This window comes from Sinorhizobium sp. CCBAU 05631 (assembly GCF_002288505.1).
Classification (GTDB): Bacteria; Pseudomonadota; Alphaproteobacteria; order Rhizobiales; family Rhizobiaceae; genus Sinorhizobium; species Sinorhizobium fredii_C.
The window spans coordinates 3,272,005-3,295,352 of sequence record NZ_CP023063.1; the positions used below are offsets into that span (position 1 = coordinate 3,272,005).

Annotated in this window: 29 protein-coding genes and 1 pseudogene; 15 read left to right on the forward strand and 15 right to left on the reverse strand. The window is 63.7% G+C overall.

Translation table 11 applies throughout. From position 1 onward, the window contains the following. Positions 1 to 672, reverse strand: a complete 672-nt coding sequence (locus SS05631_RS15960) for a Crp/Fnr family transcriptional regulator (RefSeq protein WP_037389636.1) — start codon at positions 670 to 672, stop codon at positions 1 to 3. A gap of 302 nt (positions 673 to 974) precedes the next feature. Between SS05631_RS15960 and SS05631_RS15965 the strand changes: the two genes are divergently transcribed. After that, positions 975 to 1,322 carry a hypothetical protein gene (locus SS05631_RS15965; RefSeq protein ID WP_037417532.1) on the forward strand — a complete coding sequence of 116 codons (348 nt, stop codon included), beginning with the start codon at positions 975 to 977 and terminating at the stop codon, positions 1,320 to 1,322. A gap of 410 nt (positions 1,323 to 1,732) precedes the next feature. On the opposite strand, the gene SS05631_RS15970 is transcribed toward SS05631_RS15965, so the two are convergent. Then, positions 1,733 to 1,894 (reverse strand): hypothetical protein, encoded by a 162-nt coding sequence (locus SS05631_RS15970; protein WP_083853971.1) that lies wholly within the window; start codon positions 1,892 to 1,894, stop codon positions 1,733 to 1,735. A 186-nt stretch (positions 1,895 to 2,080) separates the two neighbouring features. Between SS05631_RS15970 and SS05631_RS15975 the strand changes: the two genes are divergently transcribed. The 4 genes from SS05631_RS15975 to SS05631_RS15990 all read left to right on the forward strand — a co-directional run bounded on the left by SS05631_RS15975 (position 2,081) and on the right by SS05631_RS15990 (position 4,914). Further along, entirely contained in the window at positions 2,081 to 2,392 is a 312-nt protein-coding gene (locus SS05631_RS15975) for a PepSY domain-containing protein (RefSeq protein WP_037417535.1), read from the forward strand. 64 nt (positions 2,393 to 2,456) lie between these two features. Beyond that, positions 2,457 to 3,062 carry a general stress protein gene (locus tag SS05631_RS15980; protein WP_037417538.1) on the forward strand — a complete coding sequence of 202 codons (606 nt, stop codon included), beginning with the start codon at positions 2,457 to 2,459 and terminating at the stop codon, positions 3,060 to 3,062. A 319-nt stretch (positions 3,063 to 3,381) separates the two neighbouring features. Beyond that, on the forward strand, positions 3,382 to 4,191 hold the full coding sequence (locus tag SS05631_RS15985; protein WP_037417541.1) for a hypothetical protein: 810 nt from the start codon (positions 3,382 to 3,384) through the stop codon (positions 4,189 to 4,191). Positions 4,192 to 4,203: 12 nt separating this feature from the next. Next, positions 4,204 to 4,914 carry a metallophosphoesterase gene (locus SS05631_RS15990; protein ID WP_037417544.1) on the forward strand — a complete coding sequence of 237 codons (711 nt, stop codon included), beginning with the start codon at positions 4,204 to 4,206 and terminating at the stop codon, positions 4,912 to 4,914. A 14-nt stretch (positions 4,915 to 4,928) separates the two neighbouring features. Here the strand turns inward: SS05631_RS15990 and SS05631_RS15995 are convergent, their stop codons facing one another. Both SS05631_RS15995 and SS05631_RS16000 read right to left on the reverse strand, forming a co-directional pair. Then, positions 4,929 to 6,098, reverse strand: coding sequence for a zinc-dependent alcohol dehydrogenase (locus tag SS05631_RS15995; RefSeq protein WP_037417546.1), 1,170 nt, complete (start codon positions 6,096 to 6,098; stop codon positions 4,929 to 4,931). 51 nt (positions 6,099 to 6,149) lie between these two features. Next, a complete protein-coding gene (locus SS05631_RS16000; RefSeq protein WP_037417549.1) occupies positions 6,150 to 7,127 on the reverse strand; it encodes an SDR family oxidoreductase in 978 nt (325 codons plus the stop codon). 235 nt (positions 7,128 to 7,362) lie between these two features. Between SS05631_RS16000 and SS05631_RS16005 the strand changes: the two genes are divergently transcribed. Beyond that, the gene (locus SS05631_RS16005) at positions 7,363 to 8,487 is read left to right on the forward strand and encodes a DNA topoisomerase IB (RefSeq protein WP_234819777.1); all 1,125 of its coding nucleotides are present in this window, start codon (positions 7,363 to 7,365) and stop codon (positions 8,485 to 8,487) included. Between the two features lie 98 nt (positions 8,488 to 8,585). Here SS05631_RS16005 and SS05631_RS16010 read toward each other — a convergent pair whose 3' ends face one another. From SS05631_RS16010 to SS05631_RS16020, 3 genes are all read right to left on the reverse strand, one after another. Next, positions 8,586 to 9,278, reverse strand: a complete 693-nt coding sequence (locus SS05631_RS16010) for a BON domain-containing protein (RefSeq protein ID WP_037417552.1) — start codon at positions 9,276 to 9,278, stop codon at positions 8,586 to 8,588. Positions 9,279 to 9,397: 119 nt separating this feature from the next. Then, entirely contained in the window at positions 9,398 to 9,592 is a 195-nt protein-coding gene (locus tag SS05631_RS16015) for a hypothetical protein (protein ID WP_037417555.1), read from the reverse strand. A 40-nt stretch (positions 9,593 to 9,632) separates the two neighbouring features. After that, a complete protein-coding gene (locus SS05631_RS16020) occupies positions 9,633 to 9,878 on the reverse strand; it encodes a hypothetical protein (protein ID WP_037417559.1) in 246 nt (81 codons plus the stop codon). A 170-nt stretch (positions 9,879 to 10,048) separates the two neighbouring features. On the opposite strand from SS05631_RS16020, the gene SS05631_RS16025 reads away from it, so the two are divergent. Together SS05631_RS16025 and SS05631_RS16030 are read left to right on the forward strand one after the other, a co-directional pair. Next, a complete protein-coding gene (locus tag SS05631_RS16025; RefSeq protein WP_037417562.1) occupies positions 10,049 to 10,906 on the forward strand; it encodes an SDR family oxidoreductase in 858 nt (285 codons plus the stop codon). A gap of 123 nt (positions 10,907 to 11,029) precedes the next feature. Next, positions 11,030 to 13,004: pseudogene (locus SS05631_RS16030) on the forward strand (protein-L-isoaspartate(D-aspartate) O-methyltransferase). A 32-nt stretch (positions 13,005 to 13,036) separates the two neighbouring features. Here the strand turns inward: SS05631_RS16030 and SS05631_RS16035 are convergent. Continuing rightward, complete coding sequence (locus tag SS05631_RS16035) at positions 13,037 to 13,360, reverse strand: hypothetical protein (protein WP_037417565.1); 324 nt, start codon at positions 13,358 to 13,360, stop codon at positions 13,037 to 13,039. Positions 13,361 to 13,377: 17 nt separating this feature from the next. Further along, positions 13,378 to 13,509, reverse strand: a complete 132-nt coding sequence (locus SS05631_RS32525) for a hypothetical protein (protein WP_083853972.1) — start codon at positions 13,507 to 13,509, stop codon at positions 13,378 to 13,380. Positions 13,510 to 13,681: 172 nt separating this feature from the next. On the opposite strand from SS05631_RS32525, the gene SS05631_RS16045 reads away from it, so the two are divergent. From SS05631_RS16045 to SS05631_RS31425, 3 genes are all read left to right on the forward strand, one after another. Next, entirely contained in the window at positions 13,682 to 14,188 is a 507-nt protein-coding gene (locus tag SS05631_RS16045; RefSeq protein ID WP_037417568.1) for a DUF892 family protein, read from the forward strand. 86 nt (positions 14,189 to 14,274) lie between these two features. Continuing rightward, positions 14,275 to 14,529 (forward strand): hypothetical protein, encoded by a 255-nt coding sequence (locus SS05631_RS16050; RefSeq protein ID WP_037417571.1) that lies wholly within the window; start codon positions 14,275 to 14,277, stop codon positions 14,527 to 14,529. A gap of 37 nt (positions 14,530 to 14,566) precedes the next feature. After that, a complete protein-coding gene (locus SS05631_RS31425) occupies positions 14,567 to 14,740 on the forward strand; it encodes a hypothetical protein (protein WP_086022744.1) in 174 nt (57 codons plus the stop codon). On the opposite strand, the gene SS05631_RS16060 is transcribed toward SS05631_RS31425, so the two are convergent. Continuing rightward, positions 14,737 to 15,012 (reverse strand): hypothetical protein, encoded by a 276-nt coding sequence (locus SS05631_RS16060; RefSeq protein ID WP_037417574.1) that lies wholly within the window; start codon positions 15,010 to 15,012, stop codon positions 14,737 to 14,739. The genes SS05631_RS31425 and SS05631_RS16060 overlap by 4 nt on opposite strands. 148 nt (positions 15,013 to 15,160) lie before the next feature. Between SS05631_RS16060 and SS05631_RS16065 the strand changes: the two genes are divergently transcribed. Both SS05631_RS16065 and SS05631_RS16070 read left to right on the forward strand, forming a co-directional pair. Next, positions 15,161 to 15,508: a hypothetical protein gene (locus SS05631_RS16065; protein ID WP_037417577.1), complete on the forward strand. Its 348-nt coding sequence runs from the start codon at positions 15,161 to 15,163 to the stop codon at positions 15,506 to 15,508. A 44-nt stretch (positions 15,509 to 15,552) separates the two neighbouring features. After that, entirely contained in the window at positions 15,553 to 15,744 is a 192-nt protein-coding gene (locus SS05631_RS16070) for a hypothetical protein (protein ID WP_037417580.1), read from the forward strand. Between the two features lie 72 nt (positions 15,745 to 15,816). Here the strand turns inward: SS05631_RS16070 and SS05631_RS16075 are convergent, their stop codons facing one another. Further along, positions 15,817 to 16,092, reverse strand: coding sequence for a hypothetical protein (locus SS05631_RS16075; protein WP_037417583.1), 276 nt, complete (start codon positions 16,090 to 16,092; stop codon positions 15,817 to 15,819). 642 nt (positions 16,093 to 16,734) lie between these two features. Between SS05631_RS16075 and SS05631_RS16080 the strand changes: the two genes are divergently transcribed. Beyond that, entirely contained in the window at positions 16,735 to 16,968 is a 234-nt protein-coding gene (locus SS05631_RS16080; protein WP_157213170.1) for a DUF4142 domain-containing protein, read from the forward strand. Here SS05631_RS16080 and SS05631_RS16085 read toward each other — a convergent pair. Next, positions 16,965 to 17,387: an META domain-containing protein gene (locus SS05631_RS16085; RefSeq protein WP_050988232.1), complete on the reverse strand. Its 423-nt coding sequence runs from the start codon at positions 17,385 to 17,387 to the stop codon at positions 16,965 to 16,967. The two genes, SS05631_RS16080 and SS05631_RS16085, sit on opposite strands and share 4 nt — an antisense overlap. A gap of 160 nt (positions 17,388 to 17,547) precedes the next feature. Here SS05631_RS16085 and dxr point away from each other — a divergent pair, with 160 nt between their 5' ends. Beyond that, positions 17,548 to 18,720 (forward strand): 1-deoxy-D-xylulose-5-phosphate reductoisomerase, encoded by a 1,173-nt coding sequence (gene dxr, locus SS05631_RS16090; RefSeq protein ID WP_037417589.1) that lies wholly within the window; start codon positions 17,548 to 17,550, stop codon positions 18,718 to 18,720. Between the two features lie 17 nt (positions 18,721 to 18,737). Here the strand turns inward: dxr and hemA are convergent, their stop codons facing one another. From hemA to SS05631_RS16105, 3 genes are all read right to left on the reverse strand, one after another. Beyond that, the gene (gene hemA / locus SS05631_RS16095) at positions 18,738 to 19,952 is read right to left on the reverse strand and encodes a 5-aminolevulinate synthase (RefSeq protein WP_037417643.1); all 1,215 of its coding nucleotides are present in this window, start codon (positions 19,950 to 19,952) and stop codon (positions 18,738 to 18,740) included. A 210-nt stretch (positions 19,953 to 20,162) separates the two neighbouring features. Continuing rightward, positions 20,163 to 20,960: a xanthine dehydrogenase family protein subunit M gene (locus SS05631_RS16100; protein ID WP_037417592.1), complete on the reverse strand. Its 798-nt coding sequence runs from the start codon at positions 20,958 to 20,960 to the stop codon at positions 20,163 to 20,165. A 16-nt stretch (positions 20,961 to 20,976) separates the two neighbouring features. Beyond that, on the reverse strand, positions 20,977 to 23,322 hold the full coding sequence (locus SS05631_RS16105) for a xanthine dehydrogenase family protein molybdopterin-binding subunit (RefSeq protein ID WP_037417595.1): 2,346 nt from the start codon (positions 23,320 to 23,322) through the stop codon (positions 20,977 to 20,979). Positions 23,323 to 23,348 lie beyond the last annotated feature (26 nt).

Here is a 23,348-nt window from a genome sequence, read left to right on the forward strand (position 1 = left end):
CTACCCTTCCTTTCCCGCGAGCATTTCAAGGGCCGCAAGGTCGCAGAGCAACAGCCTGCGGCCGCGTCTCTCAATCAGTCCCCTTTTCGAGAGAGTGCTCATTTCCCGAGAAACCGCTTCCCTCTGCGTGCTGATGGAGGCGGCCAGTTCGAAATGAGTGGGCGCCGGGTTTATGACGGCCTGCCTGTCGTCTGCATGCGCTTCGTCAGCGCGGCGAAGCAATTCGAGGATGAGACGCCGACGCACGACCAGAGTACTGAACTCGTAAACCCGGTCGGTCATGTGCCTTATGCCCGCCGACAGGTATTCGAGGAGAGCCCACGAAAACTCCGGGTGGTCCGCGATCAGGCTGCGGAAGTCCTTCGCCGGCAACCTTGCGGCACGCGTTGCGTCGATGGCCAGGACTGTCGCCGATCGCGCCTTGCCATCGATAGCGGCCAGTTCCCCGACGATATCACCGGGCCCGCGGTCACCGTAAAGGACCTCGCGACCGTTCGTCGAAAAGAGGGTCACGCGGGCGTGTCCCTCAAGTATGAAGAACACATCGCGCCCGCTTTCGCCATGGGCGATGATCAACTCCTGGGGGGCGTAACTACGAACGATCCAGCGCTCCGACAACGCAGCAACGGCCTTATTGTCCAGTCTCGAAAGGAAATCAGGCGAACGTGTCATGGCCAGTGCTTCCGTTCGGCCAAATCTACATCCTTTGGCTTCGGCAGCAAATGGAAATAGGGCCCTGGCCGTCGGCGCACGGTCTCCGTTTGAGTTGGATTGTCAGCCCCTGTGCGAATAATCACAGACGAAGTTATGCACGCCTAGTAACCTCAGGCACAGGTCTTGTTCGGACCTTTCTCGGCTACCGCGCCGCACGTCGTACAAGACGCGCAAAGGTGCTGTAGCACTTTGAATTGCTGCATGATTTTTGTCCTTAAATCGATTCCCGATCTAAGGAATTATGCAGCAGGGAGGCGACGATGTGCAGATACACAGTTCTCGCGGCTCTTTGCGTGACGGCAAGCAGCGCCTTTGCGGGTGAACTTGAGGCCCTGCAAGGCGAAAGCATCGACCTCGGCGCTTACCATGGCGTCGTCTATTACACGGAAGCCGGTGACGATTTCCGTGTGGTCACCACGATCGCGGAGGGAGAGGCGGGTTCTCCCGTGCGCTTCGAGGTGACACTGGACGAGGGCCGAGGCCTCACGATTTCGATTCCAGGCCGGTTGGACGAGCCCAGCCAAGCCGTCGAAATCTCCCGGACCGGCGGCAAACTCTTCGTGGAAGGCGCCGAGCACGCTCCCCAACTGGTACATGCCGGTAAATAGATTCGGTTCGCCCCGCCCGAACGCGATGTTTTGCGGGAGACAAACTTCGCTCAAACGTCGTGATGGCGAGGTGCGCGGGCTAGATCTCGTCGGCGCCCCCGGAGACATGCAGCATTTCAAAGTGCGACAGCGACTTTGCGCGTCTGATAAAAACGCGCGGCGTTGTGGGACCGCGTCAACCGCGACGGCAGGCGGATTGCGGCCGGAGTCCGAAAGTCGCGACGTCAAAGAACATGACGTCTCATAGCCAAACACCCCCTTTTGAGCGTCTTGCCACTGTAACAATCGGCGCCTACACTGCTTTTACTGTCCCTCTCGTCGCTGACCACGGATGTACTGGCAGTGGCGGGAGGTGGCGATGAGAGGTCGGGCTGAGCCCGGCCTTTTGTTTGCGCCCTTGCTTGAAGGCCTCAGCCCTTGCCCCGTTGCGGGTCCTTGCCCGTCGCCTGGCTGCTCTTCTTGGCCTCGCCTTTCTGTGCCGCGCCCTTCTTGACCTGGTCGCCCGCGCGGTTTCCGCCATGCGTTCCGCTGGAGCCCTTCGGCGCCTTGCCGTCCTTCACATTTGTAGCCATTGCGCTCTCCTCAGAGATTTCGATTGACGGCAGCGCCAACCGTCGAAGCCCGGGAAAGTTCCGGGAGAACGCCTCTCCTTGGCGCCCGCTTACCCGGCGCACTCCTCCTCGGCGCGCAACTCGGAACCAAACCATACCCGGCCAGTTTGGTTAACCGGGAAAAGAATCCCCGAGAGAGGAAAGGCTATGAAAAACACGATCTTTGGCGTTGCAGTGCTTTTGAGCGCTGCGGCAATGCCGGCCTTTGGGCAGTCGGCAACTTCCGGCGGAAGCACACCGGCGATCGCCACTCCCGGCGCTGAGAACCCCGAAGCCCCCGTCGCCGGCAAGAACAGTTTTACGGAAGACCAGGCGCGCGAGCGGATCGAGCAAGCCGGATATGCCGACGTCAAGGGGTTGAAGCTCGACGATCAGGGTATTTGGCGTGCAACCGCCATGAAGGACGGCAAGTCCGTCACCGTCGCTCTCGATTACCAGGGCAACATTACCGCACTCTAGCTGCGTGGTTGCGGCCGGGAACGAGGCGGTGATCCCCTTCAACGCTACAGAAAGGGAGAAGAAGATGAGAACTGTGGCAGGGCTTTTCGACGACTATCACGATGCCCGACAGGCGGTGAACGACCTAGAGGCGGCAGGCATTCCGTCGGAGGATATCAGCATCGTCGCAAACAATGTCGGCGATCGCTATTCGGGCGAGAGTTCAGGGGCGGCTGAAGGAGCCGGCGTCGGTGCTGGTCTCGGTGCAGCCGGCGGCGGCGCCGTCGGTCTCTTGACCGGGCTCGGGCTGATGGCCATTCCGGGCGTCGGACCGGTCGTCGCCGCTGGTTGGCTCGCCTCGACGGCGGCCGGCGCGGTCGCCGGAGCCGTGGCGGGTGCCGCCACCGGCGGCATTGTCGGCTCGCTGACGGACTCCGGCGTTCCCGAAGAGGACGCCCATCTTTACGCCGAGGGCGTGCGGCGGGGCGGCACGCTGGTCGTGGCAAAGGTCGACGAGGCCCTCGTCCCGCAAGCCGATGCGATCTTAAGAAACCGCCATGCCGTCGACGCCTCGGTTCGCCGGCGCGCCTATGTCGAGGAAGGCTGGAGCACGTTCGACGCCGCGTCGGCGCCGATGAGCCTCGATGACGTTCAGCGCGAGCGCGAGCGCTACCGCCCACCGGCGCTGTAGCATTGGCCCCATGGGCGCAGCCGCACGCGGCCGCGCCCATGAATCCGACTTCTATTCATCTCTCTCGCCACGTGCTTCCGGCGGAGGTCTTTCTCCGGCTTCTTCTCTGTGCCTGTCACAGGGATACAGCAGCGTCGCGTCCGCGGTGCGGAAGAGTCTCTCAGCCAAGGACTTGGCTGGCTGGATTTCTGTGACAAGCACAGAAATGAGGGAGAGGAGCTGCCGCACAAACGACCCAGTCACTAGGCGCTGTCGATGCTGCGGAACCTAGCCGAGTTCTCGCGTGTTCTCGTAGGTGTTCCGTCGCAGGAGAGAAAGCATGCCATCGGCAACGCCACCCAAGTCGAAGTCGCCGCGAACGACCCGCAGGCCACTCGCGCTGCCGCAGCTTGTCGATGAGAAGGCCGAAGCCTTCGTCGCCACTGCGATTGCGGAACTGGTCAAATCCAAGATCCCGTTTCTGATCGCCGGCACCTTCGCCGTCAGCGCCTATACCGGCATCTCGAGGCCGACGAAGGATCTCGACGTCTTCTGCAAGGCCGGCGACTACACCCGCATCCTCAAGCATTTCAAATCGCGCGGCTACTCGGTCGAGATTGAGGACGACCGCTGGCTCGGCAAGGTCTACAAGGGCAAGTTCTTCTTCGACGTCATCTTCGCCTCGCCGAACGGAACCATGCTCGTCAACGATGCCTGGTTCGAACACGCTCTTCCGGTGGAACTCAGCGCCTCGCCGGTATCGATCGTCTCTCCGACCGAACTGGTCTGGTCGAAATCCTTCATCCAGCTTCGCGAGCGCTACGACGGCGCCGACGTCGCCCACACCATCCTCAAGACCCACGACCGCATCGATTGGCGCCGGCTGCTCGAATATATGGAAGCGCATTGGGAGGTGTTGCTGATCCACCTCCTCAATTTCCGGTGGATCTACCCTTCGGAGCGCGACAGGGTTCCATTGTGGCTGATGGACGAGCTTTTGAGCCGGCTGGCGGCGCAGCGGGATCTGCCGCTGCCGCAGACGAAAATCTGCCGCGGGCGGATGTATTCGCGCACCGACTACCAGATCGACGTGACCGAATGGGGGTTTGCCGATGTCGGCGGCGACCTCGAGATGCCGACAGGAAAATAGGGAGTTGTCACCATGGGCAAGGTGAAAGTCGCCGCGGTTGCGGACCTCCACATGAAAGAGGATGGTTCGGTCTCCTTTACGGACCTGTTTTCGGAGGTCTCCAAAGTCGCCGATGTGCTGGTGATCGCCGGCGACCTGACCGATCTCGGCAAGCCGGCCGAAGCGGAGCTGCTCGCCGCCGATCTGAAATATTGCACGGTTCCGGTGGTGGCGGTTCTCGGCAATCACGATCACCAATGTGACGCGGTCGAGGAGATCTCGTCGATCTTCATGAGGGCAGGTGTCCATCTCCTGGATGGCCAGGCGGTCGAGATCGCCGGTATCGGCTTTGCCGGCACGAAGGGTTTCGTCGGCGGTTTCGGACGACATATGCTCGGTTCCTTCGGCGAAGCTGCACTGAAGACCATGGTATCGGCGACCGTCGATGAAGCGATGCGCCTCGAAAACGCGCTGCGCAAGACCAGCGCCGAGCATTCCGTGGTCGTGCTTCACTACGCGCCGATTGCCGAGACCGTCGCGGGAGAACCGGAAGAGATCTATCCCTTCCTCGGCTCCTCCCGGTTCGCGGAAACCATCGACCGGTTCCGCGTCAGCGCCGTCGTCCACGGCCACGCCCACAAGGGTACCTACAAAGGCACGACGCCGGGCGGCGCACCGGTCTTCAACGTCGCTGCTCACGTCGAGAAGCCGACAGGCCGGCCCTATGCGATCCTGGAGTTCTGAGGGAGCACCTCCCCTCAAGGCCTCAGGACGACCTTGACGCAGCCGTCTGCCCGCTTGTTGAAGGTCTGGTAAAGGTCCGGCCCCTCCTCCAGCGAGCCTCGATGGGTGATGACGAAGGAGGGATCGATCTCGCCCTTGCGGATGCGATCGAGCAGGATGGGCAAGTAGCGCTGAACGGGTGTCTGCGCCATGCGGAAGGTCAGCCCGCGATTGATCGCCGACCCGAAGGGTATCTTGTCGAGATATCCGCCATAGACGCCAACGATGGAGACCGTGCCAAAATTCCGGCAGCAATGAATTGCCTCGCGCAGCACATGCGGACGGTCGGTGCCGAGATAGGCGGCAACCTTGACGCGGTCGACGAGCGAATCGAGGCTCGCCCGGCTGTCCGCCTCCGTCCCCACCGCATCGATGCAGGCATCCGCGCCGCGCCCATGGGTCATCTCCATGATGCGCTCGTAAATATCCTCCTTCATGTAGTCGAGCGTCGCCGCGCCCGCCGATTCGGCAAGCCGCAGCCGCTCGGGAACGGTATCGACGGCGATCACCCGTTCCGCCCCGAGTAGAAGGGCCGAACGGATGGCCATCTGGCCGACAGGCCCGCAGCCCCAGACGGCGATCGTGTCGCCGGGTTCGATGTCGCAGAATTCGGCCGCCATGTACCCGGTTGGGAAGATATCCGAGAGGAACAGGACCTGCTCGTCTGTGAGCTCCTCCGGTATCTTGACCGGCCCGACATCCGCATGCGGCACGCGCAGATACTCCGCCTGGCCGCCGCTATAGCCGCCGAGGAGATGCGAATAGCCGAACAGGCCGGCGGGCGAATTGCCCCACATCTTCACCGCCTTCTCCCGGTCTGGATTGGTTCGCTCGCAGGCGGAGTGAAAGCCCCGCTGGCAGAAGAAGCACTCGCCGCAGGCGATGGTGAAGGGCACCACGACACGGTCGCCGACCTTCAGCTTCGTCGCCGCCTTGCCGAGCGCAACCACCTCCCCCATGGTCTCGTGGCCGATGACGTCGCCGTGCTCCATCGCCGGGATGAGGCCGTTGTAGATATGCAGGTCGGAGCCGCAGATCGCGCAGGCGGTGACCTTGATGATGGCGTCGCCCTCGTCCTCGATCGCCGGATCGGGAACGCTCTCGCATCGGATGTCGCCTTTGCCGTGCCAGGTCAAAGCCTTCATTGCAGGATTCCTCCACTGTCGTCAAAACGGGGCCACGCGCCGAGGAGAGTCCTAGCGCCGCCGGTATGAGGTTCGCGGTACGATCACCGCCGCAAGAGCCAGGCCGACGAGCGCCGCGGCTGCAACGGCGGCGATCGGGACCCTGCGCTCGGAACGCCATCCGCCTTCGATACCGCCGGGATTTGGCGGGGCCCGGAACAGGTTGCCATTGCTTCTTTCGGCGCGCGGCGCTCGCCGCAGATAGGACGAGGTCAGGCGGGCGAGGACGCGGGAGGTCGTGTTGGGGGCAAGAAAATGGGCAAGCCGCGCCAGGTCGGCAACGGCCCCGACGGTGACGGAGCTGCGCGGCCGTTCAGCCAGACGAACAATGGCGCGGGCGGCCCGCCGCGCATCGTAGACGGGAGGCGGAACGCTCAGCCTGCGGCCGGTGTAATTCGCGCCATGGGCAACTCCCGGCGTGTCGAGGAAGGTCGGATAGACGTCGCAGATGTGAATGTCCGGTTCTTCGGCGAGTTCGGCGCGCAGCGCTTCGGAAAAGCCGCGAAGGCCGAACTTGCTGGCGCTGTAGGCCGCCGCAAAGGGCGTCGAGGCAAAGCCGCCGAGCGATATCATGTTGATGAACGTGCCGTGGCCCTGCTTCAGGAACACCGGGATGGCTGCATGCGCATCGTTGACGTGGCCGATCAGGTTCGTGCGGATGACCTGCTCATGCGCCTCGATCGGCGTTTCCTGGAAACGGCCGACCGCGCCGACGCCGACATTGCTGAACCAGACGTCGATCCTGCCGAAGGACAGGGCCTTGGCTGCCAGCTCCTTGACCGCATCCGCTTCGGTCACATCGGTCGGCACGACGAGCACGGCCGCCCCGAGATCCCGGCAGGTTCGCGCTACCCGTTGCAGCGCCACCGCGTCGCGCGCGGCGAGCACGAGCTTCGATCCCCGCCGGGCAAACTCCTCCGCCGCCGCCTGTCCCACTCCGGACGAGGCTCCGGTGATCACCACCACTGCATCTCTGAGTGCTTTCCGCATGGCGCGTCTCCCGCTCGAGCAAGTGCCGATGGAACCGCCTGCGATCGATTATGTTCCGCTGGCCGTGCCGGCTTCGGCGCCCCTAAATCGGTCCGGCGGCGCATCCGGCATGGAACCGGACCCGCATGGCGGCGCGTTAGTTCTCGATCGAAATTTCACCTGCCACACCTGCCAAAGGAAGGGCCGCTCAATGCCGCTGCAAGTCATTTCCAATCCGACCCGCCAGGCCGCGGCCATGCGGCGCGGCGGCGGGCGCAGCCGCAACAGCGGCGGTCCGGCCCCAGGCGAGGCCCGGCCGAAGGAAAGCGGGCTCGTCTATGTCAGCGATTCGGAGCCGGGCATCAGACGCCAACGCGCCGGCAAGGGCTTCGTCTATCGGCTGCCGGACGGCTCCGTCCTGACCGATCCTGCCGTGAAGGCCCGTATCGCCTCGCTCGGCCTGCCACCCGCCTACGAGAAGGTGTGGATCTGCCTGGATGAGAACGGCCACCTGCAGGCGACCGGCTACGACGTACGCGGTCGGAAGCAATACCGCTACCACACGGAATGGCAGGCGCTGCGAAGCGGCGACAAATTTGCCCAGCTCCTTCTGTTCGGGAAGGCGCTGCCGAGGATCCGGCGCACGGTCCGCCGGCACATGGAAGGCGGAACCGGCGACGCACGAACGGTCCTCGCCGCGCTTGTCGCGCTCCTCGACGAAGTGCATCTCCGGACGGGAAGTCCCGCCTATGTCCAGGCGAATTCGACCTATGGCGCGACGACGCTTTTGAAACGCCATTTACGGCTCCTCGACGGCAGCATCGAACTGCGCTTTACCGCCAAGGGCGGCAAGCGCGTGCAGAGGCGGCTGCGCCGCCCGAAGCTGCAACGCCTGCTCGAGGACATCGCCGACCTGCCGGGACGGCAGCTCTTCGTGTGGAGGGACGACAACGACATACTGCGCCCCGTCGACTCGGGTCGTCTCAACCGCTATCTGGCGGAGGTGGCGGGTTTTCCGGTTTCGGCCAAGACATTCCGAACCTGGGCGGGCAGCGTTGCCGCCTTCACGGCCGCCCGCGAGGCGATGGATAAAGGGAAGCGCCCAACGGTCAGAGAAATGTGCGAGGCGGCCGCCGAGACCCTCTGCAACACGCCGGCAATCTGCCGCAAAAGCTACATCCATCCGGACATCATTGCGCTCGCCGGCGCTGCCAGTGCAGCCTCCGCCAGCAAGCTCAGCCGCCGAGGGCGGGCTAACCCGGAACTCCGGGTCGAGGAAGCGCGCATGCTCAATTTCCTTGTTCGCGCCGCACGCGCGGAGCGGCAGGCCAACGCCTCTATGAACGGAGTGGCGGCGGGCCTAACAGCGCCGAGCGTCTAATTAGACGCGTCGCGGCAGCACTTCGAATGGCTGCATCATCATTCCCTTGACTCGATTCCGATTTAAGGAATCGTGCAGTGAGCCCCGCCGCCGGCTGATTAGAGGTTCCGGTTGGTTTCGCCGGTATTCCAGCCGGAGGTCCCACCCGAGGTTCCGCCAGCGCCTCGCACACGGATATTGTTCTGGACATGGCCGACGCCGGAGACGTTTTCCGCCAGGTCTTCGGCGCGGCGTTTAGCCCACTTGGACTCGACGAAGCCGCTGAGCTGAACCTCGCCGCCCGTGACCGAAACCTCGATCTCGGAAGCGTCGAGCGCTCCGTCATCGCTCAGCCGATCGCTGACATCCTCCTGGATGCGGCTGTCGGAACGGGTATAGCCCTTCGGCCCCTTGCCGCGATGTTGGTCCATCTGCCGCCGGCGCTCGGCATCTTCGTCGCCGAACCAGGAGGCCACCTCGTCGCCGGCCCGCTCGAAGAAGCCCCTCTCCTCGTCCCAGTCCCGGCCGGAGCGCGAGTGGGAGGACCGGCTGCGGTCGCCGTAGTCGGAACCATAATCGCCATATCCACGATCCCGGTTCCAACGGCCGTAGTCCTCGCCCATCCGGCGATAGGGTCCGGCGGTGGACTCGGCATCCGGAAAATACTCGGAGTTCTCGTAATCGGCGCCGCGAGGTTCGACTGTCTGCGCGAAGTGCCGCCGGCTGCGTCTTTCCTCACCGTACCAATCCCTGCCGGCTTCGCGCGAACGCCAATCGGGATCGTCCCGCTTCCACTCTTTTCTCCTGGCCATTGGTAGCTCCTTTCCCTTTCGGTTCCTTTCATGATGTTCACTCTTCCAAACCAGCAAAAAGCGCCTCGGTTCCGCTGCGCGCAATGCACAACGGAACCGAGGCGCCATCGCGGGCCGGGTCAGTCGTCCTTTGTCTTAAGGGCGTGCGAGACCTTGCCTCGGTGCGGATCCTTCAGGTTTTCGTCGGCCGCATCCCGGTCATGCTCCGGGTCGTCCTTCGCCGGCAAATAGCCTCTTGGCCGCGTCTCCTTCGGCCCTTCCCACCGCGGCGATTGCTCCGTGGTGCCGGGCGCTCCGTCCTTCGGGGTCTTCATCGTCTTTCTCCTGTTGAGCCGCCTTCATTCCTGGTCTTTCTCAGTCCTGATCCTTCATCGTCGGCAACGGGAACCGCTGGTCTTCGTCCTCGAGGTCGGATTCAACGACATAGCCATCCCTCTTGCTGTGCATCGCCTCGCGGGCGGCGCTCTTCCTGACGAGTTCGTCCGGCTCGAGCGGCTGGTCGCCGGCCTCCGGATGAAGATCGCTGTCGGTTTTCACGGGCTGGGCGCTGTCCGACGTGACGTCCGGCACGCCCTTTGATCTGTTCTCGTCTTTTGCCATTTCTCGCCCTCCTCGGGTTGTCGCTTGGTCAACGCCAGCCCTAAGGCGAAGTTCCATCACCCCGGCTCTCCGATCGGAACAAAGCCCGGCAAGCACGAGTTTGGGGGCTGCCGCCGTCTCCGATGGCGGACCGAAATCAATCGCATCGAATTACCAAGGAGACCTGGACCATGGAGAATTTTCCGCGCCCGCCGTTCGAGCGTCAAAGCCAACCCATGCCCGGTACCACGGACCGCATGAATCCTCTGCCGGACCACGGGGAGAAAACCTACAAGGGATCGGGCCGGCTGCAGGGCAAGAAAGCCATCATCACCGGCGGAGACAGCGGCATCGGCCGGGCGGTCGCGATCGCCTATGCGCGGGAGGGCGCCGATGTCCTGATCTCCTATCTGAATGAGCACGAGGATGCGAAATCGACCAAGGCGCTCGTCGAAGAGGCCGGACGCAAGGGCGTGCTCGTAGCCGGAGACATCCAGACCTCGGAACACTGCAAGCGCATCGTCGAGACGGCGATGAACGAACTCGGCGGCATCGACATTCTCGTCAACAACGCGGCCCACCAGGCCTCGTTCCCGGATATCGCCGACATCACCGACGAAGAATGGGAGCTGACCTTCCGCGTGAACATCCATGCGATGTTCTTCCTCACCCGCGCAGCGGTGCCGCATATGAAGCCGGGCTCTTCGATCATCAACACCGCCTCGATCAATGCGGATGCCCCGAACCCGATCCTGCTCGCCTATGCGACCACCAAGGGCGCCATCCAGAACTTTACCGCCGGCCTGGCGCAAATGCTTGCAGACAAGGGTATCCGCGCCAACGCTGTGGCGCCGGGTCCGATCTGGACGCCGCTCATCCCCTCGACCCTTCCCGAGGATACGGTGATGAATTTCGGCAAGCAGGTGCCGATGAAAAGGCCCGGGCAACCGGTGGAACTCGCCTCGGCCTACGTCATGCTGGCGGATCCGCTGTCCAGCTACGTCTCCGGCGCGACGATCGCCGTCACCGGTGGCAAGCCGATACTGTAGCGGCATCCCGCTCGCCGCCAGCGGCTGCGCCACGCCTCGCGGGCATGGGACATCGGTGCGTTTCGCGGCTGTCGGACTGAGCGGCGTCGGCCGGCGGTTGCATCGCTGCAAGGAGGGTCCGTCATGATCGATTTTTCCCATGCTCGCGAGAGAATGATCCTGTCCCACCTCTCGCGCCGCGGCATCCGGGATCCCGACGTTCTTGAAGCGATGCGGATCGTCCCTCGCGAGGCCTTCGTCGACCCCGGCTTCGAGGAATTCGCCTATGAGGATTCGGCGCTGTCGATCGGCCATGGCCAGACCATTTCGCAGCCCTTCATCGTCGCGCTAATGACGGAAAAGGCGGAGCTGCAGCCGGGCGATACCGTTCTGGAGATCGGCACGGGATCGGGCTATGCGGCGGCGATCTTGAGCCGCATTGCTGCGCACGTCTACACGGTAGAGCGCCATGCCGGCTTGGCCGAGGCCGCCGAAAGTCGCTTCACCAAGCTGGGCTTCGACAATATCTCCGTGCGGGTCGGCGATGGAACGACGGGCTGGCCGGAAGCCGGGCCGTTCGATGCCATCCTCGTGGCAGCGGGCGGTCCGGACGTGCCGCAGGCCCTCAAGGAGCAGTTGGATCTCGGAGGCCATTTGGTAATCCCGATCGGCCCGCGCGACGAGCAGCGCCTTATGAGGATCACCCGCGTCAATGCCACTACGTTCGAGGAACAGGATCTCGGCGGCGTTAGGTTCGTGCCGCTCATCGGTGAGCAGGGCTGGCAGGAAGAGAGGAACCAACTGCATGCGAAACCCGGCCGCTCGCGCAGCCTGCCCGAGTTGATCGCCGACGCGGCCGAACCGCTCCCCGATTTCGACGACCCCGCCTTCGGGCGCCTCTTCGACCGCTTCGCCGAACGCCGGTTGGTGTTGCTCGGCGAGGCAAGCCACGGCACGTCGGAATTCTATCGCGCGCGCCGCCATAACGCGGCGGCTTATCGAGGCGCATGGCTTCACCATCGTCGCCGTCGAGGCGGACTGGCCGGATGCCGCGGCGGTCGATCGCTACGTCCGCCACCGGCCGCCGAGCGCCCGACCGCAGGTTCCCTTCCAGCGCTTCCCCACCTGGATGTGGCGAAACCGCGAGGTAATGGACTTCGTCGAATGGCTGCGCAGTCACAACGAGGAAAAGGATGAAGCGTCGAGAGCGGGATTCTATGGCCTTGACATCTACAATATGAGCGGCTCGATTGCCGCAGTCCTCGCATATCTCGACAAGGTCGATTCGCAGGCGGGAGCGATTGCACGCCAGCGCTATGGATGCCTGACGCCTTGGCAGAACGAACCGTCCACCTATGGCCGGGCGGCCTTGAGCAAGAGCTTCCGGGAATGCGAGGAGGCGGTCGTCCGGCAGTGCCGCGACTTGCTGGAAAGACAACTTGAGGCCGGCCGGGAGAGCGGCGACGACCTGCTGGATGCTGCGCAGAATGCGCGGCTCGTCGCCTCGGCGGAAAAATACTACCGCGTCATGTACTACGCCGGTGCGGAGTCTTGGAACATGCGCGACACCCATATGTTCGAGACGCTGCGGCATGTTCTCAATGCGCGCGGATCCGGCGCCAAAGCCGTCGTCTGGGCCCATAATTCTCATATCGGCGACGCCCGCCACACCGACATGGGAACGGCACGCGACGAGCTCAATATCGGTCAGCTCTGCCGCGAGCATTTCCCTGATGAGACGGCGCTGATCGGCTTCGGCACCCATGACGGGCAGGTCGCCGCGGCAAGCGACTGGGGAAGCGAGATGGAGGTGAAGGCGATACGGCCGTCGCTCGAGGGCAGTTACGAGCGGCATTTCCATGATTCACGGGTCGGCCGCTTTCTCCTGGACCTCTCCCAAGACCGGGAACTTCGCGACCGTCTGCTCGAACCGAAGATCGAGCGATTCATCGGCGTGATCTACCGGCCGGATACCGAGCGGCTGAGCCACTATGCCCATGCCTCGCTGCCGCGGCAGTTCGACGCCTTTGTCTGGTTCGACAAAACGTCGCCGGTTATACCGCTGGCGCGCGAACATGTCGGACCGGGCCTCCCCGAGACCTTCCCCTTCGGACTATGAACGGAGTGCGCGCCTGCCGTTGCGGGCGATCTTCAAAGCTGGGTGGAAATGATGTTGTCGACCGTGACCTGGCCGGCGATCAGTCCTCGTTCCCAGCCCGGAGGCGCCGGTCCCTCTTCGATCACTGTATAGAGCTTTTCATTGCGAAAGGCGCTCGCCATGTCGGTAGTCACGCCTTCCGCCGGCTTTGCGTCGATCTCACGGAAATCGAGCTCGGCTTCCGAGGCGACGATCCGGGCGTCACCGGCCGAGCGTGCTGCGACGACCACTTCACCCTGGTACCTGGCATTCTGCCAGTTCGGGTCCCCAGGATCAGCGAGCGGCGTTAGCCGGTAAATCTTCAGTTCTTCCTGCATGAGCTTCCTCGAGGTGGTCATTCCGACTGGTCGATCGCATGGGGCGCCGGCTGCCCCTCTTCGGCCGGTCCGTCGAACGGAAAGATCGTCCAAAGCACGGCCACCAATATCAGGGCGACGATCACTGCTGCGGCCACGGTCTTCGACATCGTACCTTCCGGCGATTGCTGTGATTGAATCAGAGAAACCTGCGGTTTTGCTGCTTCCTATCAATCGCCAGGGATTGGAATTGTTCCGCGGCGGTCTTCGCACTCCACCCTTCCCCACGGAACCTTTCGCAGCAAGGCCGGTTGGATCAGGTCCAATCAGGAGGAACAAGCGATGCACAAGGCGAGCGAACACTTACAGGCTTGGCTCCGGGATGCGCATGCCATGGAGGAGCAGGCGATCACGATGCTCACCAGTCAATCCCGGCGGCTGGAAAACTATCCTGAGCTCAAAGCCCGGATCGATCGCCACCTGCAGGAGACCCGCGACCAGGCCGCGATGCTCAAGCGGTGCCTGGAGCGACTGCATGGCGGGACCTCCGCAGTCAAGGATATCAGCGGCAAGATCGTAGCCATCGGCCAGGGTTTGAGCGGGCTCTTCGTCAGCGACGAAGTCGTCAAGGGCTCGCTTGCCAGCTACACGTTCGAACATATGGAAATCGCCAGCTACAAGATCCTGATCGCTGCCGCAGACTATGCGGGCGACGAGGAGACGAAGCGGGTGTGCGAAACCATCCTACAGCAGGAAGTCGAGATGGCCGAGTGGCTCGACCAGCATGCGGCGGAAATCACTCGCACTTTCCTGGAGCGGGATCAGCGCGGCGTGACGGCCAAGCATTGATAGGTGACGCCAGCCCTGTGGCACGCCCCAACCAGGGGAACAAACTCTTTAACTCCGCTTTCCTCTCTCAGAAGAAGGAAGACACGATGGTACGCAACAGCCCAAACGACCCTCGCAGGAACCCCGCTCCGCCCGCCGATGAAGAGGTGCCGGGCACGCCGGAAAGCATGAAAGTCCGACCGGTCGTCCAAGGCCGCGTACGCCCGGTGCGCAGCAGAGACGAGCAGAACGTCGATCCGGACGAGGCGCTTCCAAGTGACGAAGAGGAGCAGTCGATCGCCGACAATCCCTCGCGCGAAGAGGTGCGCCTCGGCGATGTGAAGGCGCCGAAGCCTGACTGACCCGCGGCCGGGGCTCTATCGCAAGGAGGCACCGAACATGTTGATGGACTATTTCTGGCTATTGGTGACCGGTGGCGGTGCCTTCCTCCTCGGCGCGGCCATCGCCTATGCGATCATGCGGCAGAAAGCGCTCCCGCCCGTGACGAAGGAAGCCCAGAAGCGCGAGATCGATAGGCTCTACGAGCGTCCTCCGGAAAACAACGCTCGCTAAGTCGCCTCAGGACCCGCTTGCCTCGCCGCGCGTTCCAATGCCGCGAGCGCCTCCCCTTCCGAGTGGCACAACAGATTGAGCTCGACCGGCTGCCGCAAAGCGATCTGGATATGATGCGGTCCGAACGCTCGGATCAGACCGTAGCCAGGAAACCGTCCATTGCCGGGGCGCCGATTGTTCCAGCGATTGATCTCGCGGTAGCGCGGCGCCTCATAAGCGTGGGAGGCGCCGAGGATACGCGAACACTCTTCGTAGAACACTTTTCTGTCCATAGCTCGAGGCTCGGTCAATCCCACCGGTGCTTCCCGCTGCACCCAACGCTCGGGCACTCCTGGAGGTTCCGGAGCGAATCGGTGGCGGGCCCGAACGGGAACAAACGCTGCAAAAGCCAGTTGTTCTGACGGCAGAAGGGAGAAAAGCATGTCCAAGCTGCCCAAGACGGCAAACAACCCGGCACAGTTGCGCGGAGACATCCAGCACGGCAGGACCGGCGACAAGAGGGCGGGGTTCGATCCGGCCGCGGCACCGCTCGAGACCGACGGCGAGGCGGCGGGAACTCCGCTCAATGCGCAGATGACGCAAGAAGCGAGAGCAGCGCAGCATCACGGCGAACCGGCTGTCTCCACGGAGTTCGGCGATGCTATGCGCCCCTTTGCCACCGAACATGACCGCCCCTCGAGGCCGCCGCTGGGACTGTCGCTGCTGATCTCCGGCGTTGTGCTTGCCGCAACCATTCTGATTTACGCCGTCGCCGCCGACTGGCTGTGATGTGGCACGCCGTCTCGCAACGTGGCGAACCGAAGGAGTTTCGAATGCCCGATCCTCGCCCCGACAAAAGAAACCCCCTTCCGGAATTGTCCGCCCGGGAAGAGGCGCTCTACCTGCGCCGGTCGTCGACGCGTTTTCTCGAATGCGCCATTCACCTCTGTGCCACGCACATGTCGCTGGACGAAGTGGCCGAACTGCTCGAGAAGGAAGCGGAGCAGTTGAGGCGCTTTGGCTGATTTTTGCACGCGCAAACGCCCTGGGTACCGGTGTCCGAGAGCGAATGTTCCTCCTCGAAGGTGCAGAGCTCTTCAGTCGAAGATCGCCCCTTTTGCGCCCTCGTATTCGCGCGCCAGGGTCTCGATGGCGGAAGACGCTTCCTTATAGCTCCAGCCTGCCGCTTCGGCCTGGTGGGCCAGAGCGGCCAGGTCGTCGGTCATTTCCCCGCCGATGGCTGCCACGATACTGTCCTGGGATTTTGCAGCGAGGTCCGCCACCGCCGGTCTCAGAGCCGCGACGCAGTCTGCCTGCCGGCCCGGATAGTCTGCATCCCGCTGCGGACGGGAAATCGCATGTGAGTCCGCCATGTCTGTCTCCTTCGCTCGATCCGGATCTTCTTGCAACGGAGGGAGTAATGGTGGATTTGGCCGATTGTTCCTGCGGCCGTCGATTGCGACCATTGGCCGACGTTCCGGAGCAACGGCACCACCGGCCGCGGAGCAGCTTACGCGGGGTAGTCGGCTTCGCTTTCCGCGCTCTGGAACAATTTTCCGCGTCGCGAATTAATTGGGCATCGCTCCAGAGTTGGTAGCGACAATCAAGTCCCCCACCTTCGCTGTAGGCAGTGTCCGCATCTGCGGGCACTGCCGGGGCGTGTCTACCGTCCCTTAGCGCTCGCGAGGATCCGTCATGAGACGCCGTCATGTTCTCTGTCTGGCCGCCGCCGGCGCCTTGCCTACCTGGCCGCCCTTGGCAAGCGCTGTCGCCCAAGAGATGGCGGCTGATGATGCCGAGCGGAAACACGCCCGATCGGCAATGCGGGTCGGCGCCCTCTCCTTGGCCGCCAGCCGTACGGCCGAAAACACGACGAGCGACGCCCTCCTGAAGCAATTTGCCAAATGGGAAATCGCCGAGCAGGAGGCGGTCTCCAACGTCCTTCGATCGATGGAACCCTATGGCGGGACAAGCGACGGTTCCGGCCCGCCCGCGACGCTCAATTGGAAACGATGTTGGACGCGGAAGGCCGCACCGCGCTTGAAAAGCTCAGAAGCTTGCAGGGGCCCGCCTTCGACAAGGCCTATGTGTTGCTGCAGTCTGACGGGCACAAGAAACTTCTGGCGATCCACGAGGAATATGTGAGATCGGGCCGGGACCGCGAGCGACGGAACGTCGCAAGGCTTACCCGCCTGCTGATCGAAGAACACCTCGAACATCTGGAGATGCTGCGGATAAGACTTGGCTAGCCCTTGACACTCACAAGACGCATGACCGACGCGCCGTCCGGTCCTGCCAGAGCAAGCATCGCGCCATTCACCTTCCAAGCGAGTGCGGCTTTCAGCAGGTCGAGAAGCCTCTGCTCCTGCTCCATGACGGCGGGGGAACAGGTGGTATGCGTCGCCTCGGTCGGGCCGAAGGTGATCGTTCCTTCCGAGAGGCTGAAGGCGCCGGTGAAGAAATTGCAGCCGCCCGTGCCGCCAAAGGTACCGTCCTCGCGGATTTCGAGAACCACCTCGGGATCGTCGACCGCTTCGCCGGAGTTGATGGTCTCGGCGCGCCAGGAACCGATCAATTCCGGCGGCACGTTTTCGGCGCCGACCGATCGCAGCGAGGCAAGCTCGATCAGCACGCAGGCGCAGGATGCGGCTGTCAGGACGTTGAGCATCGGAACTCCTCATGCGATCGCTGCGGCATTGCCGCCGCATCGATTCCTACCCCAGGAGCGCCGGATAAAGAAGAGCGGCCGCTTCTACGCTTGTTGCCGGCGGGTTTCGGCTGTAGAGCCTATCCAAAACGTTTCAACAAGAAGAAAACGGGATCTGGCAATGGCATCCGGCGAGGAAGGCAAGCGCCGCCTGACGGTACTGGGCTCGACCGGCTCGATCGGCACCAACACGCTCGACGTCGTCGAGCGGCTCGGCGGGCGGGACCGCTTCGAGATCGCGGCCCTGACCGGCAACGGCAACATACCCCTTCTCGCCGAGCAGGCGCGGCGCATGGGGGCAGAGCTGGCGGTAACCGCGGACGAACACCGCTACAACGAACTCAAGGATGCCCTTGCCGGCAGCGGCATCGAAGTGGCCGCCGGGCGGAGCGGCCTGGTCGAGGCGGCCGAACGCGATTCCGGCTGGCTGATGGCGGCAATCGTCGGCAATGCGGGTCTTGCGCCGACGCTTGCTGCGGCGCGGCGCGGTGCCGACATCGCGCTTGCCAACAAGGAATGCCTCGTCTCCGCTGGCAGCCTGTTCATCGAGGCGGTCAGCAAGGGCGGAGGCCGGCTGCTGCCCGTCGACAGCGAGCACAATGCGATCTTCCAGGTGCTGGAGAACGACCAGCGCCATGCCGTCGAACGGGTCGTCCTGACGGCCTCGGGCGGTCCGTTCCGCACGAAGACGCTCGAAGAGATGCGGCATGTGACCGCTGACATCGCCCGCGCCCACCCGAACTGGTCGATGGGGCTGAAGATTTCGATCGACAGCGCCTCGATGTTCAACAAGGCGCTCGAAATGATCGAGGCGCGCCATCTTTTCCGCCTGCGCCCAGACCAGATAGAGGTGATCGTCCATCCACAGTCGATCGTCCATTCGATGGTCGGCTACAGCGACGGATCGGTGCTCGCCCAGCTCGGCTGCCCCGACATGCGTACGGCGATCGGCTATGCGCTTTCCTATCCGAAACGCTGCGACCTGCCGATCGAGCGGCTCGACTTCGCCAAGCTCGCGCGGCTCGATTTCGAGGCGCCGGACGAGGCGCGCTTCCCGGCACTCCGCTTGGCGCGACGCGCCATGGAGGCCGGCGGGATTCAGGGTGCGGTGCTGAACGGCGCCAAGGAAACTGCCCTCGAAGCCTTCATCAAGGGCCGCATCGGCTTTCTCGCCATGGCGGAAATCGTCGAAAAAGTGATGGATCGGCTCTCAGACCTGCCGGCCGCGATGACCATGGACGACGTCTTCGCGGCGGATGAAAAAGCCCGGCATGCGGCGGCCGGGCTGATCTGATCCAGGTTCGCCGTAGCTTACGCGACCGCCCTTGCCAGCGCGCAGCGCGACCACAGCGAATGCAGCGCGCCGACCAGGTGGTCGATGTCGTCATCCGAATGCAGCGGCGTCGGCGTGATGCGCAGTCGCTCGGTCTTTTTCGGAACCGTCGGATAGTTGATCGGTTGGACATAGACGCCGAAATTGTCGAGCAGCAGGTCGGAGATCCACTTGCACTTGGCGGCGTCGCCGACCATCACCGGGACGATATGGCTCGGATTAACCATGTGCGGAATGCCGCGCTGATCGAGCAGCGATCGCAGCCGGCGCACCCGCTCCTGATGGGCGAAGCGTTCGCGCTGGCTTTCCTTGAGATGCCGGATCGAGGCGAGTGCGCCGGCGGCAAGCGCCGGCGGCAAAGCGGTCGTGAAGATGAAGCCGGAGGCGAAGGAGCGGATGAAATCGCAGAGCGCCGCCGGACCGGTGATGTAACCGCCCATGACGCCGAAGGCCTTGCCGAGCGTACCCTCGATCACCGTCAACCGGTGCATCAGCCCCTCGCGCTCGGCAATGCCGCCGCCGCGCGGGCCGTACATGCCGACCGCATGCACCTCGTCGAGATAGGTCATCGCGCCATATTTGTCGGCGAGATCGCAGAATTCCTTGATCGGCGCGATGTCGCCATCCATCGAATAGACGGATTCAAAGGCGATGATTTTCGGTGCACGCGGATCAGCAGCCGCCAGTTTCGCCTCGAGATCGGCCACCGAATTGTGCTTGAAGATTACGCGCTCGCATTTCGAATGCCGGATTCCCTCGATCATCGAAGCGTGATTCCCGGCGTCCGAGAAGACGATGACGCCGGGAATCTTGGAACAGAGCGTGCCGAGGGCGGCCCAGTTGGAGACATAGCCGGAGGTGAAGAGCAGCGCCGATTCCTTGCCGTGCAGGTCGGCAAGTTCGCGCTCGAGGAGAACGTGGTAGTGATTGGTCCCGGAGATGTTGCGCGTTCCGCCGGCGCCGGCGCCGCATTCGTCGATCGCCCGCTTCATCGCTTCGGTGACGACCGGCGACTGACCCATGCCGAGATAATCATTCGAGCACCAGACCGTGACCTCCTGGGTGCCGTCGGCCGTGTAGCGCGTCGCCTTCGGAAAATCACCGCGGTGGCGGGCGAGATCGGCGAAGACCCGATAGCGGCCTTCCTGATGCAGCCCGTCCAGCTCGTTTTTGAAGAAACTCTCGAAATCCATCATCATCTCCGATGCCCTGCCGCCTTTCTTCATTCAAAGCGACCAGGGGTCAACCCCGGAACGGCCTCCGGCCACGCGACTGCGGCAAAAGGCCTCTAGTTTTGAACTATTCCAAAACGGCTAAGGCAACTCAATCCCCTTAACTTTGATCGAAGTCAAGCAATTGCAAAAAGGACGGCCGCGGCCGTCCTTTCTTTCCTTCTCGCGTCCTCAGGCAGCCGCCACGGCACGCTTGGTCATAACCTTGACGAGATTGGCGCGGTAGGCGGCGCTGGCGTGAAGGTCTGTCAGCAAATCCGATGCGTCGACCGCTACATTCGCCACCGCATCCGGCGACCAGTTGGCGGAAAGCGCCGCCTCCAGGCCGTTATGGCGGAAGACGCCGTTGGAGCCGGCTCCCGTCACCGCGACGCGGACATTGCCGTCGTCGCGCCGGGCGACAAAGACGCCGGTCATGGCGTATCGCGAGGCTGGGTTGGCGAACTTCTGATAGGCGGCCTTGGCCGGCGCGTCGAAGCGCACGGCGGTGATGATTTCTCCTTCCTCCAGCGCCGTTTCGAACAGGTCGGTAAAGAAGTCGTCCGCCTTGATCTCACGCCGGTCGGTGACGATCACCGCATCGAGCCCCAGCATCGCGGCCGGGTAGTCCGCCGCCGGGTCGTTGTTGGCGATCGAGCCGCCGATCGTTCCCATGTGGCGCACCGCCGGGTCGCCGATGTGGCCGGCGAGGTCGCAGAGGGCCGGGCAGACCGCGCCGAGCTCGGCTGAGATGGCGACCTCCTCATGCGTCGCAGCAGCGCCGATCCGGACGGAGCGGCCGTCGACGGCGATCCCTTTCAACTCGGTGATGTGCCGCAGATCGACAAGATCGCTCGGCGCGGCGAGCCGCAAGCGCATGGTCGGGATGAGCGTCATGCCGCCAGAGAGATATTTGCCCTCCGCCGCGGCGCCCATCATCTGCACCGCTTCCTGGATCGAGGAGGCTCTGTGATAGTTGGTCTCATACATCCTAAGTTCCTCCCGATCAGTGGGCGGCTTGAGCCGCTGCCCAGACCTTTTCCGGCGTCGCCGGCATCGTCAGCTGATTGTTGCCGATCGCGTCGGTGATCGCGTTGATCAGCGCCGGCGGTGAGCCGATCGCGCCAGCCTCGCCGCAGCCCTTGACGCCGAGCGGATTGTTCGGACAGGGGGTGTTCGAGGTCGACACGTTGAACGACGGGACGTCGTCGGCGCGCGGCATCGCGTAGTCCAGGTAGCTCGCCGTCAGCAGTTGGCCGCTGTCATCGTAGCGGACCCCCTCGAGCAGAGCCTGGCCGATGCCTTGCGCCAGCCCGCCATGCACCTGGCCCTCGACGATCATCGGATTGATGATGTTGCCGAAATCGTCCGCCGCGACGAACTGGACGATATGCGTGCGGCCAGTCTCCGGATCGACCTCCACTTCGCAGATGTAGCAGCCAGCCGGGAAGGTGAAGTTGGCCGGATCGTAGAAGGCGCTCTCCTTCAGCCCCGGCTCGAGTCCCGGCGGCAGGTTATGGGCGGTATAGGCGGCAAGCGCCATCTGGAACCAGGGGACCGACCTGTCGGTGCCTGCGACCTTCAGCGCCCCGTCTTCGATGACGATGTCGCTCTCGTCCGCCTCCATCAGATGCGCGGCGATCTTCTTCGCCTTGGCCTCGACCTTGTCGAGCGCCTTGGCCAGCGCCGACATGCCGACCGCGCCGGAGCGTGAGCCGTAGGTGCCCATGCCCATCTGCACCTTGTCGGTGTCGCCATGGACGATGTTGATGCTGTCGATCGGCAGGCCGAGCCGGTCGGCGACGAGCTGGGCGAAGGTTGTTTCATGCCCCTGGCCATGGCTGTGCGAACCGGTCATTACCTCGATTGTGCCGGCCATGTTGACCTTGACCTCGGCCGATTCCCACAGTCCGACGCCGGCGCCGAGCGAACCAACCGCCGCCGAGGGCGCAAGCCCGCAGGCCTCGATGTAACAGCTCATGCCGATGCCGCGTTTCATTCCGCGCCCTTCGGCCTCGGCCTTGCGGGCCGCAAAGCCGCTCCAGTCTGCCGCCGTCATCGCCGCGTTGAGCGAGGCTTCGTAGTCGCCGGCATCGTAGTTCATGATCACCGGCGTCTGGTGCGGGAAAGAGCGGATGAAATTGGTGCGACGCAGTTCCGCCGGCGAAATGCCGAGCTCGCGCGCCGCCGTCTCCATCGTCCGCTCGAGCAGGTAGGTCGCCTCCGGTCGTCCGGCGCCGCGATAGGCGTCGACCGGCACCGTGTTGGTATAGACGCTGCGGACATTGGCGTGGATCGCCGGGATGTCGTACTGACCGGAAAGCAGCGTCGCGTAGAGATAGGTCGGTACGCAGGAAGAGAAGAGCGACATATAGGCGCCGAGATTGGCGATGGTGTCGACTTTCAGCGCGGTGATCCGGTTGCCGGCATCGAAGGCCATCTTCACGGTCGAGACGTGGTCGCGGCCATGGGCGTCGGTGAGAAAGGCTTCGGTGCGGTCGCAGGTCCACTTGACCGGCACGCCGGTCCGCTTCGAGGCCCAGAGACAGACGATCTCCTCCGGATAGATATAGATCTTCGAGCCGAAGCCGCCGCCGACGTCGGGGGCGATCACCCTGAGCTTGTTTTCCGGTGCGACATTGTAGAAGGCGCTCATTACCAGCCGTGCCAGATGCGGGTTCTGGCTGGTCGTGTAGCAGGTATAGTGATCGTCGCCGGCGTCGTAGATGCCGAGCGTGGCGCGCGGCTCCATTGGATTGGGCGCCAGGCGGTTGTTGTAAATCTTGAGCTCGGTCACATGGGCCGCGGCCGCAAGCGCCCGGTCGACGGCCGCGGCATCGCCCAGCTCCCAGTCGAAGATCAGGTTGTTGGGCGCCTCGGGGTGAAGCTGCGGCTCTCCGTAGGCGAGCGCCTGCAGCGGATCGGTGACCACCGGCAGGAGGTCGTAGTCGACGACCACCGCTTCGGCCGCATCGCGCGCCTCGGCGACACTGTCGGCCACCACGATCGCCACGGCGTCGCCGACATAACGCACCGTCTTGTCGGCCAGCGGCCGCCAGGCGCCCATTTTCATCGGCGAGCCGTCCTTGGAGTGGATCATCCAGCCGCAGATCAGGTTGCCGATCCCATCGGCCAGCAATTGCTTCCCGTCGAGCACATCGATGACGCCCGGCATCGCCCTGGCGGCGGTCGCGTCGATGCCGGTGATCGTCGCATGCGCATGCGGACTGCGCACGAAGACCGCATATTTCAAGCCGGGAACCGACATGTCGTCCGTATAGCGCCCCTTGCCCGTCAGGAAACGCCTGTCTTCCTTGCGCGCCACGCGCGCGCCGATGCCATCAACGCCCATTGCCTATCTCCTCCCGAGACATTCAG

Bases quoted from the DNA above. Each gene is read 5' to 3' on its own strand.
- SS05631_RS16100 (WP_037417592.1), bottom strand. From the start codon at position 20,960: ATGTATGAGACCAACTATCACAGAGCCTCCTCGATCCAGGAAGCGGTG.
- SS05631_RS16010 (WP_037417552.1), bottom strand. From the start codon at position 9,278: ATGGCCAGGAGAAAAGAGTGGAAGCGGGACGATCCCGATTGGCGTTCG.
- SS05631_RS16105 (WP_037417595.1), bottom strand. From the start codon at position 23,322: ATGGGCGTTGATGGCATCGGCGCGCGCGTGGCGCGCAAGGAAGACAGG.
- SS05631_RS15985 (WP_037417541.1), top strand. From the start codon at position 3,382: ATGCCATCGGCAACGCCACCCAAGTCGAAGTCGCCGCGAACGACCCGC.
- SS05631_RS15970 (WP_083853971.1), bottom strand. From the start codon at position 1,894: ATGGCTACAAATGTGAAGGACGGCAAGGCGCCGAAGGGCTCCAGCGGA.
- SS05631_RS15990 (WP_037417544.1), top strand. From the start codon at position 4,204: ATGGGCAAGGTGAAAGTCGCCGCGGTTGCGGACCTCCACATGAAAGAG.
- SS05631_RS16005 (WP_234819777.1), top strand. From the start codon at position 7,363: ATGCGGCGCGGCGGCGGGCGCAGCCGCAACAGCGGCGGTCCGGCCCCA.
- SS05631_RS15995 (WP_037417546.1), bottom strand. From the start codon at position 6,098: ATGAAGGCTTTGACCTGGCACGGCAAAGGCGACATCCGATGCGAGAGC.
- SS05631_RS15980 (WP_037417538.1), top strand. From the start codon at position 2,457: ATGAGAACTGTGGCAGGGCTTTTCGACGACTATCACGATGCCCGACAG.
- SS05631_RS15960 (WP_037389636.1), bottom strand. From the start codon at position 672: ATGACACGTTCGCCTGATTTCCTTTCGAGACTGGACAATAAGGCCGTT.
- SS05631_RS16020 (WP_037417559.1), bottom strand. From the start codon at position 9,878: ATGGCAAAAGACGAGAACAGATCAAAGGGCGTGCCGGACGTCACGTCG.
- SS05631_RS16000 (WP_037417549.1), bottom strand. From the start codon at position 7,127: ATGCGGAAAGCACTCAGAGATGCAGTGGTGGTGATCACCGGAGCCTCG.
- SS05631_RS15965 (WP_037417532.1), top strand. From the start codon at position 975: ATGTGCAGATACACAGTTCTCGCGGCTCTTTGCGTGACGGCAAGCAGC.
- SS05631_RS16050 (WP_037417571.1), top strand. From the start codon at position 14,275: ATGGTACGCAACAGCCCAAACGACCCTCGCAGGAACCCCGCTCCGCCC.
- SS05631_RS16070 (WP_037417580.1), top strand. From the start codon at position 15,553: ATGCCCGATCCTCGCCCCGACAAAAGAAACCCCCTTCCGGAATTGTCC.
- SS05631_RS16025 (WP_037417562.1), top strand. From the start codon at position 10,049: ATGGAGAATTTTCCGCGCCCGCCGTTCGAGCGTCAAAGCCAACCCATG.
- SS05631_RS16045 (WP_037417568.1), top strand. From the start codon at position 13,682: ATGCACAAGGCGAGCGAACACTTACAGGCTTGGCTCCGGGATGCGCAT.
- SS05631_RS16035 (WP_037417565.1), bottom strand. From the start codon at position 13,360: ATGCAGGAAGAACTGAAGATTTACCGGCTAACGCCGCTCGCTGATCCT.
- SS05631_RS32525 (WP_083853972.1), bottom strand. From the start codon at position 13,509: ATGTCGAAGACCGTGGCCGCAGCAGTGATCGTCGCCCTGATATTGGTG.
- SS05631_RS31425 (WP_086022744.1), top strand. From the start codon at position 14,567: ATGTTGATGGACTATTTCTGGCTATTGGTGACCGGTGGCGGTGCCTTC.
- SS05631_RS16085 (WP_050988232.1), bottom strand. From the start codon at position 17,387: ATGCTCAACGTCCTGACAGCCGCATCCTGCGCCTGCGTGCTGATCGAG.
- hemA (WP_037417643.1), bottom strand. From the start codon at position 19,952: ATGGATTTCGAGAGTTTCTTCAAAAACGAGCTGGACGGGCTGCATCAG.
- SS05631_RS16075 (WP_037417583.1), bottom strand. From the start codon at position 16,092: ATGGCGGACTCACATGCGATTTCCCGTCCGCAGCGGGATGCAGACTAT.
- dxr (WP_037417589.1), top strand. From the start codon at position 17,548: ATGGCATCCGGCGAGGAAGGCAAGCGCCGCCTGACGGTACTGGGCTCG.
- SS05631_RS16065 (WP_037417577.1), top strand. From the start codon at position 15,161: ATGTCCAAGCTGCCCAAGACGGCAAACAACCCGGCACAGTTGCGCGGA.
- SS05631_RS16015 (WP_037417555.1), bottom strand. From the start codon at position 9,592: ATGAAGACCCCGAAGGACGGAGCGCCCGGCACCACGGAGCAATCGCCG.
- SS05631_RS16060 (WP_037417574.1), bottom strand. From the start codon at position 15,012: ATGGACAGAAAAGTGTTCTACGAAGAGTGTTCGCGTATCCTCGGCGCC.
- SS05631_RS15975 (WP_037417535.1), top strand. From the start codon at position 2,081: ATGAAAAACACGATCTTTGGCGTTGCAGTGCTTTTGAGCGCTGCGGCA.